The organism is Cylindrospermopsis sp. CR12, from assembly GCF_001432185.1.
GTDB lineage: Bacteria > Cyanobacteriota > Cyanobacteriia > Cyanobacteriales > Nostocaceae > Raphidiopsis > Raphidiopsis raciborskii.
Genome location: NZ_LMVE01000029.1, coordinates 1 through 11,875 on the forward strand (window position 1 = coordinate 1; position 11,875 = coordinate 11,875).

An 11,875-nucleotide genomic window follows, 5' to 3' on the forward strand; every position below is an offset into this window, starting at 1 on the left:
GAAAAACTATTTTATATCCTGCTGTACTGCAAATGTTATCCGACGTTTGACTTGCTGAGTGTGTTGTTCAACTTTGACCGCTCCTGTGCTCATGATTGGGTACATCGACTACTATCTGTGCTAGAAACCACTTTAGGAGAAAAGCAAGTTTTGCCAGCACGCAAACTCAGGAGCATGGAGGAATTCACCAAAAGGTTTCCAGATGTGAAGGAGGTGATTGTGGATGGTACGGAGCGTCCAGTCCAGCGTCCTCAAAACCGAGAACGCCAAAAAGAGTATTACTCTGGCAAGAAAAAGCGGCATACATGCAAGCAGATTACAGTCAGCACAAGGGAGAAACGAGTGATTATTCGGACGAAAACCAGAGCAGGTAAAGTGCATGACAAACGGCTACTCCATGAATCAGAGATAGTGCAATACATTCCTGATGAAGTAGCAATAGAGGGAGATTTGGGTTTTCATGGGTTGGAGAAAGAATTTGTCAATGTCCATTTACCACACAAGAAACCGAAAGGTAAGGAGTTAACACAGCAGCAAAAGGAGGAGAATCGAGAACTCAGTCGTCAGCGAGTTGTGTGTGAGCACGCTCACTCTGGAATTAAGAGATATAACTGTGTACATTCTGTATATAGGAATCGTGTGACCGATTTTGATGATCAATTGATGTTGGTCAGTGCAGGGCTATGGAACTTCTATTTAGATGCAGCATAAATTCAATCGGGATGGGGGAAGTTCTGTCATCCGGAAATATGCTTTTATTTCCCAACAGCTCTATTTTTAAAAACCAACACAAAACCAAAAACAAATGCTAAAATTGAGCAGATGAGACTACTTTCCAACCCTGCACCCCCTCTTATCAACCGTGCGCCAACCTTTAACCACCACCCAAAATGGAACCACTCCCCTTGCTGGGGAATCCCTCAATCTCCCAGATCACACCCAGCTACGGGACTCTGATGATAATTTCGTGAAGAATTTCCAAGAACACCCACAAAGCATAATATTAACCACATCCATTGAACCCTTACTAAAAGAAATCCATCCCAATGGAGACTATTGCATAGGACAAGATAGAGATGGGCATAGAATTGGGAATACTGTATGACAACCAGAACCCACCCACACCGTGGTTAAGATGGTGGAGGGATTCACTATAAGTTAGGAGTAATAAAATGACAGCAGCTTTAAACGAATTAGTGATACTATCTCCCATGGAAGAGATTCCCAACGGGTATCTAAACATCATGGGGTATGTTGACAAATCCGAGGTTAACGGACCCGGTCGTCGTGCTGTGGTATGGATGCAGGGTTGTCCTCGCCATTGTTCCAGTTGTTTTAATCCCCAGTCTTGGAGTTTTGAAGTTAACAAGTTAGTTGCTATTGATGACCTAGCGGAAGATATCCTGAGAAATTCTGAAAATACAGGGGTTACTTTTTCAGGAGGAGAACCATTTCTGCAAGCCAAGTCCCTAGCGATTTTGGCAAGAAAACTCAAAGCTAGGGGTTTAAATGTAATGTCCTTCAGCGGTTTTACCCTCCAGGAATTACAGTCGGAATCAGCACCCCCCGGTTCTCGGGAATTATTAGGAGAATTGGACATTTTAATTGATGGTCCATTTGTAGATTCCTTAGCTATTAACTCCCCCACCTCCCCCGTATCCTCCCGGAACCAAAAAGTCTATGTGTTTAACCCAGAGTTTAATGATAAGATCACCTGGGCCAGCGATCAAATAGAAGTTCACATTCTGAAAGATGGAGCACGAATTGTGACCGGTTATCAAGGTTCCCTGGAACTGTTTAATTAAGCTTCTCCGGTCTAAAGACACGGAGATTTCTGAAGAGTCCATAAACGAACTTTCTGAGGCTGGCTTAAACAGCCTCTACTGATTCCGCTAAGATCAATTCCTAGCATCACCGCTACTTTTTTCAAAATATTAGCAGCACCATTACAGTCCGCATTAATTTTGAACCCATCAGAAGTTTGATATACTCCACGACTAACTCGTTTCCCGCTTGCTTCCCACCCTTCGGGTTTTTCACCGAATTTAGGTATGACGTACTCCAATATCGCTGTTATTGATTTATCGGACTTGATAAGAACTTGTTGGCATCCGTACATTGTTCGACCTTCAATGTTTGTTGATTTCAAAAGTATAGTTGAGATATGATTTACTTGTCAATAGCAGCCACGAAACAATATGAAGACAACACTGGAATACAGAATAGGAAATCACTCAAAAGGTAATGCAGTAGTGCATCTTGTATGGATACCTAAACGCCGAAAAAAGGTATTATCTGGAGAGATAGCTAAATGCCTTAGACAGATAATTTACGAACTAGCCAAAGAAAAAGACTGGGATATCCTCTCTCTTGAGGTTGCTCCAGACCATGTTCATTTATTTGTAGAACATCAACCAGATGTTGCTATAAATCAAGTGGTTAAAGCTTTTAAAGGACGGTCATCTAGCTTGTTAAGACGAAAATTTCCTGAATTACTTAAACTTCCTAGCCTATGGACTAATAGTTATTTTTATTCCACTGCTGGACAGGTTTCAGCAGATGTTATTAAAAGGTATATTGAAGATCCGCGTCACGGTTAAATATCAAGGCGAATAAATTCGCCGTTGGCACTTCCTGTCTAAAGCCAAGTGGCTTCCGTGCCGGCGATTTTCTTGTGATAAAAAGTGGCCTGTAGCTAACAGTCCTAAGAATCTGGTATGGTAGCTACAGAATCTACTTATTGAGGCTATGCAAACCCTACCATCCCTTGAGACTGGTAAAATCATCACCAGCCAACCTACTTTTGACACCACTATTAAACGTCGTAAAACCCGTGCTGTTAAGGTGGGGGATGTGATTATTGGTGGTGGCTACCCCGTGGTAGTACAGTCAATGATTAATGAAGACACCTTAGATATTGATGGCTCTGTCAGCGCTATTCGTCGTCTCCATGAAATTGGCTGCGAAATAGTTAGAGTAACTGTTCCCAGTATGGCCCATGCCAAAGCATTAGCGGAAATTAAACAAAAGTTACAACAAACTTACAGGGATGTTCCCATTGTAGCTGATGTTCACCACAACGGGATGAAAATTGCCTTAGAGGTGGCTAAACACATCGAAAAAGTACGAATCAATCCAGGATTATACGTATTTGAGAAACCGAACACCAATCGCACTGAATATACAAAAACTGAGTTTGACGAAATAGGGGAAAAAATTCGTGAGACCCTAGCTCCACTGGTAGTGTCACTGCGAGATCAAGGTAAAGCTATGCGTATTGGAGTGAACCATGGTTCTCTAGCAGAAAGAATGTTATTTACCTATGGTGATACGCCCGAGGGTATGGTAGAATCAGCTTTAGAATTTATCCGTATTTGTGAATCTCTGAATTTTTACAACATTGTTATTTCCATGAAAGCATCGCGGGTTCCGGTGATGGTAGCTGCATACCGACTCATGTCCAAACGGATGGATGATTTGGGTATGGATTATCCCTTACATTTAGGGGTGACGGAAGCAGGAGATGGTGAATATGGTAGAATTAAATCCACTGCGGGGATTGCCACCTTGTTAGCAGATGGTATTGGTGATACCATTCGCGTGTCTTTAACAGAATCACCGGAAAAGGAGATTCCCGTTTGTTACAGCATTCTTCAAGCTCTGGGTTTGCGGAAAACAATGGTTGAATACGTCGCTTGTCCTTCTTGTGGTAGGACTTTATTTAATCTAGAGGAGGTGCTCCATAAAGTTCGGGAAGCAACAAAACATTTAACCGGGTTAGATATTGCTGTTATGGGTTGTATTGTCAACGGTCCAGGGGAAATGGCTGATGCGGACTATGGATATGTGGGCAAAAATCCCGGTTTTATCTCTTTGTATAGAGGTAGAGAGGAGATTAAAAAGGTTCCAGAAGACCAAGGGGTGGAAGAATTAATTAATTTAATTAAAGCTGATGGTCGTTGGATAGATCCTTAATTGACTGACACTCCCCCCACTTGTGGGGGGTCGGAGTGTGTTAATATCCCTCATAATGGATTTTGGGTGGGTACGCCCACAGGACGAGGAAAACTGATAGGTGTGTGTAGCACCTTCCTTAAATATACACAGTGACGAACACTTTTAGTCAGGGGAGTGGTAAATCTATCTATCAGTTCTATCCTAGCTCCCAAAATATTGGCAGTATGTTCTAAATTTTGATTTTCTTCCTGTGTCCAGGTTCCCCGATAAATGATTGCCAAACCGCCTTTTTTGATTAAGGGTAATGCATATTCACTACATATAGAAGCACTAGCTACAGCGCGAATGACTGCTAAATTATATTTCTCCCTGTATGGGGTGTCTTGTCCAATTTCCTCCGCTCTTCCTAGAATTGTTGTTGCATTACTCAGGGGTAGTTTTTCTATAGCACTGTTGATAAAGTTAACTTTCTTGCGAGTAGAATCTAGTAGAGTTACCTGGTAATGAGGAAAAACTATGCCAATTGGTAGACCGGGAAATCCCGCACCGCTACCAATGTCAATTATTGACCCAGCTGCATTCAATTCTGGTAGAAAATGTTGCTGTGGTGCAACTCCTCTTAAAGAATCCCAAAGATGTTTTTCCCAAAATTCTTTGGGTTCGGTAATTCGAGTTAAGTTGATTTGACGATTAGCAAGTACAATCAAATCGTACAGCTTTTGCAGTTGATTCCCCTGTTCAATTGTCGGTTGCCAATTTAATGTTTCCTGCCAAATTTCTGCCATCTCCGGTAAAGTACCGCCACTTTCCCTATCCATGATTATCATAGTTACTTCGCAATTGACTCTAAACTGGGAGCAATGGGACTCAAAATACCATGGTGGAGATTCCAACAACAATCTGCTATTGGTAATAGATCCCCCGCATCATGGGTGACTACCAGTATTGTCCAGTTTTTCTTGAGTCTCTCTAGTAAAGTGACTAGTTGACGACGCATTGACCAGTCCAGACCTGCTGTAGGCTCATCTAGTAGTAATAGGTTTGGTTGGCGAATCAACTGTACAGCTAGAGCTAAACGTCTTTGTTGTCCACCACTGAGAGCATTAGGCGATGTAGATAAGGATAAGCTCTCTAGTCCTACCTCCTTTAATGCATTCTTGACCCTCTCTAGTCCTAGTTCTGGATGACCCAAACGCAACTCTTCCAAAATTGTGCCCCCACAAAAGTGTCTTTCTGGAAATTGAAATACTATCCCCGCTAGTTGTTGCAGGTGTTCTGCTACTAGTCCTTGTTCCCTCCAAAATATACCACCACTAGTGGGTTCTGCAAGTCCTGATAAAATCTCTAGTAGGGTACTTTTGCCAGATCCACTGGGTCCAATTACTAGTCCTAGTTTTTGAGGTGGTAGTTCCAAATTAATAGCTTGGAGAATTGGAGTGGGACAAGCTGTGGGGTGATAAGTTAGATTTTGAAGATAGAGCATTTGATAAGATAGGTTTTAGAAATGAAGTTTTTCTGGCTTTTTTGTATATTATTAGGTCTGTTTGGTTTCTCCTACGTACAAATAACTTGAGTTTAAGTGCTGTAACTACTCTGTAAATTATGATATCCAAAGGTTTTTTAATTGCTTTCCTCACTCTCCCCAGAAATTTATCCGTTGTTCAGGTGGTTTCTATGGCTACCCTAGCTCTTGGTTTGAGCATTAATACGGCTTTTGCCGGAGATCCATTTCGTGCTAATCAACCTCATAAAATTGGCGATCGCACTGAAGCAGCTTTTAGAGCAATTTTTGAACAGGGGAATTATGGAGCTGGTGAAGATCATCTCAAAAAAGCTATGGTTGAGGAACCAGGGGAACCTTTGGTCTATGCTTTGAAAGCGTCCTTGTCCTATGTTAATCAAGATTGGGTTGCTTTGGAGAAGTATAGTCGAAAAACCTTAGAAACTGGTGAAAAGTTGACTGCGACTAATCCCTTGCGTGGTAATTTATATACTGGAGTGGGTAACTTTTTAATTGGAGCGACAACTCTCACTCGTCAAGGGGTTTGGAAAGGTGCTTCCCAGGCTTTTTTACAGTTAAAAAAGGTTTATGAATATTTAGACCAAGCAGAGGCTATTGATGCTAATGATCCTGAGTTAAGTTTAATTAGGGGTTATATGAATCTGATGTTAGCGGTAAACTTACCCTTTACTAGTCCAGAACAGGCAATTGAACAATGGCAACAAAATGCCGCACCCCGCTACTTGGTAGATAGAGGTATTGCTTTAGCATATCGAGACTTAAAACAATATCCAGAAGCCCTAGAGTATGTCAATCGAGCTTTAAATAGCACTAGTGACAATCCAGAAATTTATTATCTCAAAGCTCAAATTCTTCATGAGCAAGCCAAAAGAGAACAAGACCAGAATTTGGTTCAACAGGCGATCGCCAATTTTGATTTAGCCCTAGCCAAGAAATCCCAACTTCCTTCTGGTTTAGTTAAACAAATTGAGTATGAGCGTAGTCAGGCTCAAGCTAGACTTAAAAGCAATTAGAGATTAGAGAAACTACTGAAGAAACCACTAAAAATGCACATTCAATTTCGAGAATTTAACCCCTTTGATGTCTGGATTTGGTTTAAGTTTGGGACAATTCCCTCCCAGCAGGAAAAACAATATGTGGAAGAGGTCTTTAACTCCTGGTTTTATTTAGGCAAACTGGGAGGATTTAACGCCGAGAACTTGCAAATACAAGAAACTGGTGTAGACCTCAACTACATAGATTATGATAGCGAGGCTTATAGTCGTTCCATGGTAGCTCTCATGCACAACATGGGGGAATTTGAATACGAGGGAGAATGGGGAAGATGCTGGTTTGACCTAGGCACAAGTGATGCGATCGCATTAGACATTCTTTTGAATGCACTGTTGCAGTTAAATGAAGAGTATGTTGTGATAGAAATCCTATATATTGGGGGAGAAAACGAAGATTGGCCAGTAGAGAATGAGGAGATGCGTGCTTACTCAATTTACGAGAACTAAAAGAAAGATGAACAAACCAGGTGAGATTCGTGTTATAGTTTTAGCCCTAATCAGAGATGGGGAAAGAATATTTGTTTCCGAGGGATATGATCCAACCAAGCAATCAACATTTTATCGAGCTTTAGGTGGAGGGATAGAATTCGGGGAAAGCAGTCGAATGGCATTAGCGAGGGAATTTCAAGAAGAAATTCAAGCCGAACTAACCAATATTAGCTATTTAGGTTGTATAGAAAACCTATTTATTTTTGATGGTAACCAGGGACATGAAATCATTCAACTTTACCAATGTGACTTTGCTGACCCCAGATTTTATCAAATAGAAAGTCTCACCTTTTCAGAAACACCCCAGAAAAAACATCGCGCCCTCTGGGTAGAAATTAGTAAATTTAAATCAGGAGAACTCAGATTAGTGCCAGAAATATTTTTTGACTACCTGTAATTGCCATCTTCTGCTGAATCTCCAACTTGATATAGTAGAGTTTTATCATTGTGTCAAACTTATTCAAGACCAAGCCCAAACATACTCGAATTCAACGTCAGTTACTCATACTAATGTTAATCATTTTTGGCGGGAGTGTAGTCCTAGGATTTATAATGGGTCTGCTCACCGGTATTCAACCCGTGACCTAACCAGCTGGAAATCGATAATATTACCTAATTTAATGAGTTCCAGGAGCATACATTTTGTTTATGAGATAGAATCTCTATAGGAGTATGTTGCTGGTAGAATGTAAAGGCTACACTAAGTAGCTCACCTGTCAAAACTCATCAGTCAACAATTAACACTTAATATTTGATAACTTGCCATGCTAAAACTATTGTTGGGCGATCCCAACGCTCGTAAACTAAAAAAGTACCAACACTACATTACAGAAATTAATCTCTTAGAAGAAGATGTTAAATTACTGTCTGATGATGAGTTAAGGGGGAAAACTGCTGAGTTTAAACAAAGACTAAACAAAGGTGAAACCTTAGAGGAGATACTACCAGAAGCTTTTGCAGTAGTAAGAGAAGCTTCTTCCAGAGTATTAGGGTTAAGACATTTTGATGTTCAGCTGGTAGGGGGAGTAATTCTCCACACAGGACAAATAGCAGAAATGAAAACCGGTGAAGGTAAAACCCTAGTAGCTACCTTACCCAGTTATTTAAATGCTTTAAGTAATAAAGGTGTTCATGTTGTTACTGTAAATGATTATCTAGCTCGACGAGATGCGGAATGGATGGGTCAGATACACCGCTTCTTGGGAATGAGTGTGGGACTGATTCAGTCGACCATGATCCCCATAGAAAGGAAAAAAAATTACGACTGTGATATTACTTATGTAACCAACAGTGAAGTAGGTTTTGACTACCTGCGAGATAATATGGCCACATCCATGGAAGAAGTGGTGCAACGTCCATTTAATTATTGTGTAATCGACGAAGTGGATTCCATTCTCATTGATGAAGCGCGAACTCCCCTAATTATTTCTGGACAAGTAGAAAGACCAACAGAAAAATACTTACAAGCAGCAGAAATTGCATTTACCCTTAAAAAAGACGATCACTACGAAGTGGATGAAAAAGCGCGGAATGTTCTTTTAACAGATGATGGGTTTGCCGAAGCTGAGAATCTTTTAGGCGTAACCGATTTATTTGATCCAGAAAATCCCTGGGCCCATTTTGTCTTTAATGCTATTAAGGCGAAAGAACTATTCCTCAAAGACGTGAATTATATCGTGCGCAATGGGGAAGTGGTAATTGTTGATGAATTTACTGGTCGGGTACTACCAGGAAGACGGTGGAGCGATGGTTTGCACCAAGCTATAGAAGCCAAAGAAAGAGTGGAAATTCAGCCTGAAACCCAAACCCTGGCAACCATTACCTACCAGAACCTATTTTTGCTTTATCCGAAATTAGCTGGAATGACAGGGACGGCCAAAACGGAAGAAGCGGAATTTGAAAAGATTTATAAATTAGAAGTAAGTGTTATTCCCACTCACCGCACCAGAAAACGTCAAGACCTATCCGACATGGTGTTTAAAACAGAACCGGGTAAATGGGGAGCCATTGCACGGGAATGTGAAGAAATGCACAAAGGTGGCAGACCGGTACTAGTAGGAACCACTAGTGTGGAAAAATCCGAACTGTTGAGCAGATTACTGCAAGAAAAGGGTATTCCTCACGAATTACTAAATGCTAGACCGGAAAACGTAGAACGGGAAGCGGAAATTGTCGCCCAAGCTGGACGCAGGGGTGCAGTAACCATAGCTACTAATATGGCGGGACGAGGCACGGATATTATTTTAGGCGGTAACTCCGAATATATGGCTCGGTTGAAGTTACGGGAATATTTTATGCCTAGGATTGTGAGACCAGAAGATGATCAATTCAGCATTCAAAGAGCTTCAGGACTTCCTAGTGGAAATGGTAGTAATGGTAGTGGTCAGGGTTTTGTTCCCGGCAAAAAAAGCAAAAATTGGCGCGTATCTAGGGGGATTTTTCCCACTGAGTTATCCCAGGTAACTGAAAAACTATTAAAGGAAGCGGTTGAGGTAGCAGTTAATGCCTACGGTAGTCGCGCCTTATCGGAATTAGAAGCAGAAGATAAAGTAGCTATAGCTGCTGAAAAAGCACCTACGGATGATGCAGTAGTGCAAAAGTTAAGAGATGCTTACCAGACTATTAAACAAGAATATGAAAAATTTACTGACGCTGAACATGTAGAAGTAGTAAACAATGGTGGACTCCATGTCATAGGTACAGAAAGGCATGAATCACGGCGGATTGATAACCAATTAAGAGGAAGATCGGGTAGACAAGGTGACCCGGGGACAACCAGATTTTTCCTGAGTCTGGAAGATAATTTACTGAGAATATTTGGTGGAGATCGGGTAGCTGGGTTAATGAATGCGTTCCAAGTAGAGGAAGATATGCCCATTGAATCGGGTTTATTAACTCGTAGTTTGGAAGGTGCTCAGAAAAAGGTGGAAACCTATTACTATGACATTCGTAAGCAAGTGTTTGAATATGACGAAGTCATGAATAATCAACGTCGTGCTATTTATGCTGAACGTAGACGAGTTTTAGAAGGAGAAGATTTAAAAGAACAGGTCATCAAATATGCAGAAAAGACCATGGATGACATCGTGAATTATTATATTAACCCAGAATTACCCTCAGAAGAATGGGATTTAGAAAAGTTGGTGGGCAAGGTTAAGGAGTTTGTTTACTTATTAGCCGATATGCAACCCACCCAACTAGAGGATATGGGGGTAGGAGAAATTAAGGCTTTCCTTCATGAACAATCGCGTATTGCCTATGATATGAAAGAAGCAGAAATAGACCAAATTCAACCGGGTCTGATGCGACAAGCAGAACGATTCTTCATTTTACAGCGGATAGATACCTTATGGCGAGAACATTTACAGCAGATGGATGCCCTGCGTGAATCTGTAGGGTTACGTGGTTACGGACAAAAAGATCCACTTATTGAGTACAAGAGCGAGGGATACGAGTTGTTCTTAGACATGATGGTGAATATTCGCAGGGATGTGGTTTACTCCCTGTTTATGTTCCAACCGCAGCAACAACCCGCAGTCCAAACCTCTGAAATAGTCTAACCGTTCCCTGTCCCCCTTTCCCTCATCCCACTTAGTAAGTGTTTAAATTAATACCAGCTTCCTTGGCCATTGCTTCCAAACCTTTGGTATCAAGAGTTTTAATTGCTTTGGTAGAAAGTTTCAACTTTACCCAACGGTTACCAGCGGGCCACCAAACCCTCTTAGTTTGTAAATTAGGTTGCTGTAAACGTCTGGTACGACGGTGAGAGTGGGAAACGGACATGGCATTATTAGCCTTTTTACCTGTGAGTTCGCAACGACGAGACATTCAAAACCTCCAAACTTTATGAATTTAGACACAGTTTACCCATTATAAACCATCAAATTATAGTTTCCCCATGGACGAAGAATTTATTATCCCTCAAGCACCCGCTAACTTTAAGTCTGGATTTATCGGCATTATTGGTCGTCCTAATGTGGGTAAGTCAACCTTAATGAACCAGTTAATAGGACAAAAAATAGCTATCACATCACCAGTAGCGCAAACTACTAGAAATCGCTTGAGGGGAATTTTAACTAGGGAGAAAGCCCAGTTGATTTTTGTTGATACCCCCGGGATTCATAAACCCCATCATCCCTTGGGAGAGGTGCTAGTGCAAAATGCTAAAATCGCCATTACATCGGTGGATGTGGTGTTGTTTGTGGTAGATGGCACAGCAGTCTGTGGAGGAGGCGATCGCTTTATTGTTGACTTATTAACCAAATGTGAAATTCCCGTTATTATGGGTATTAATAAAATAGATCAACAACCAGCAGAAGCTGAGAAAATAGATGAAAGTTATAGGGAATTAGCTCAAGGGAACGGGTGGGAAATTGTTAAATTTTCAGCCTTAGAGAACCAAGGAATATTAGAATTAGAGACCTTATTAATTGGATATCTGGAAACTGGACCTTTGTATTATCCACCAGATTTAGTCACCGATCAACCAGAAAGATTTATTATGGGGGAATTAATCCGGGAACAGATTTTATTATTGACCCGAGAAGAAGTTCCTCACTCAGTGGCGATCGCCATTGATTTAGTGGAAGAGAACCCAACAATTACCCGTGTTGTGGCCACAATTAATGTAGAAAGGGACTCCCAAAAAGGGATATTAATTGGTAAAGGGGGGACAATGTTAAAATCAATTGGTACTGTGGCCCGTCAACAGATTCAAAAATTGATTGCTGGTAAAGTTCATTTGGAATTATTTGTCAAAGTCCAACCAAAGTGGCGACATTCGCGGTTAAGGTTAGCAGAACTAGGATATAGGGTGGAAGAGTAGGGAGGGTTAATTCCCCAGTAACCCATAACA

Annotated in this window: 12 protein-coding genes and 1 pseudogene; 10 read left to right on the plus strand and 3 right to left on the minus strand. The window is 41.2% G+C overall.

The window, feature by feature from the left end; all coding sequences use genetic code 11:
* The 5 genes and pseudogenes from ASL19_RS03760 to ispG all read left to right on the plus strand — a co-directional run.
* Nucleotides 1-711: transposase family protein (locus ASL19_RS03760; protein ID WP_057177345.1), on the plus strand; the 711-nt coding region annotated here is incomplete at its 5' end.
* A 151-nt stretch (nucleotides 712-862) separates the two neighbouring features.
* Nucleotides 863-1,072, plus strand: a pseudogene (locus tag ASL19_RS03765) (hypothetical protein); the annotation flags it as partial.
* A 100-nt stretch (nucleotides 1,073-1,172) separates the two neighbouring features.
* A complete protein-coding gene (locus tag ASL19_RS03770) occupies nucleotides 1,173-1,805 on the plus strand; it encodes a 4Fe-4S single cluster domain-containing protein (RefSeq protein ID WP_057177347.1) in 633 nt (210 codons plus the stop codon).
* A 393-nt stretch (nucleotides 1,806-2,198) separates the two neighbouring features.
* On the plus strand, nucleotides 2,199-2,600 hold the full coding sequence (gene tnpA, locus ASL19_RS03780; RefSeq protein ID WP_057177349.1) for an IS200/IS605 family transposase: 402 nt from the start codon (nucleotides 2,199-2,201) through the stop codon (nucleotides 2,598-2,600).
* A gap of 148 nt (nucleotides 2,601-2,748) precedes the next feature.
* Nucleotides 2,749-3,975 (plus strand): (E)-4-hydroxy-3-methylbut-2-enyl-diphosphate synthase, encoded by a 1,227-nt coding sequence (ispG, locus tag ASL19_RS03785; RefSeq protein ID WP_006277516.1) that lies wholly within the window; start codon nucleotides 2,749-2,751, stop codon nucleotides 3,973-3,975.
* 50 nt (nucleotides 3,976-4,025) lie between these two features.
* Here the strand turns inward: ispG and rsmG are convergent, their stop codons facing one another.
* Both rsmG and ASL19_RS03795 read right to left on the minus strand, forming a co-directional pair.
* Nucleotides 4,026-4,775: a 16S rRNA (guanine(527)-N(7))-methyltransferase RsmG gene (rsmG, locus tag ASL19_RS03790; RefSeq protein ID WP_057177367.1), complete on the minus strand. Its 750-nt coding sequence runs from the start codon at nucleotides 4,773-4,775 to the stop codon at nucleotides 4,026-4,028.
* Between the two features lie 11 nt (nucleotides 4,776-4,786).
* Nucleotides 4,787-5,440, minus strand: a complete 654-nt coding sequence (locus ASL19_RS03795; RefSeq protein WP_057177350.1) for an ABC transporter ATP-binding protein — start codon at nucleotides 5,438-5,440, stop codon at nucleotides 4,787-4,789.
* Between the two features lie 119 nt (nucleotides 5,441-5,559).
* Between ASL19_RS03795 and ASL19_RS03800 the strand changes: the two genes are divergently transcribed.
* From ASL19_RS03800 to secA, 4 genes are all read left to right on the plus strand, one after another.
* A complete protein-coding gene (locus tag ASL19_RS03800) occupies nucleotides 5,560-6,492 on the plus strand; it encodes a Sll0314/Alr1548 family TPR repeat-containing protein (protein ID WP_057177351.1) in 933 nt (310 codons plus the stop codon).
* 33 nt (nucleotides 6,493-6,525) lie between these two features.
* Complete coding sequence (locus ASL19_RS03805; RefSeq protein ID WP_006277512.1) at nucleotides 6,526-6,978, plus strand: DUF3531 family protein; 453 nt, start codon at nucleotides 6,526-6,528, stop codon at nucleotides 6,976-6,978.
* A gap of 7 nt (nucleotides 6,979-6,985) precedes the next feature.
* Nucleotides 6,986-7,417 (plus strand): NUDIX hydrolase, encoded by a 432-nt coding sequence (locus tag ASL19_RS03810; protein WP_057177352.1) that lies wholly within the window; start codon nucleotides 6,986-6,988, stop codon nucleotides 7,415-7,417.
* 367 nt (nucleotides 7,418-7,784) lie between these two features.
* Nucleotides 7,785-10,580 (plus strand): preprotein translocase subunit SecA, encoded by a 2,796-nt coding sequence (gene secA, locus ASL19_RS03815; protein ID WP_057177353.1) that lies wholly within the window; start codon nucleotides 7,785-7,787, stop codon nucleotides 10,578-10,580.
* Between the two features lie 31 nt (nucleotides 10,581-10,611).
* Here secA and rpmB read toward each other — a convergent pair whose 3' ends face one another.
* Complete coding sequence (gene rpmB / locus ASL19_RS03820) at nucleotides 10,612-10,848, minus strand: 50S ribosomal protein L28 (protein ID WP_006277509.1); 237 nt, start codon at nucleotides 10,846-10,848, stop codon at nucleotides 10,612-10,614.
* A 70-nt stretch (nucleotides 10,849-10,918) separates the two neighbouring features.
* Here rpmB and era point away from each other — a divergent pair, with 70 nt between their 5' ends.
* Entirely contained in the window at nucleotides 10,919-11,845 is a 927-nt protein-coding gene (gene era / locus ASL19_RS03825) for a GTPase Era (protein ID WP_057177354.1), read from the plus strand.
* Nucleotides 11,846-11,875: the final 30 nt, after the last annotated feature.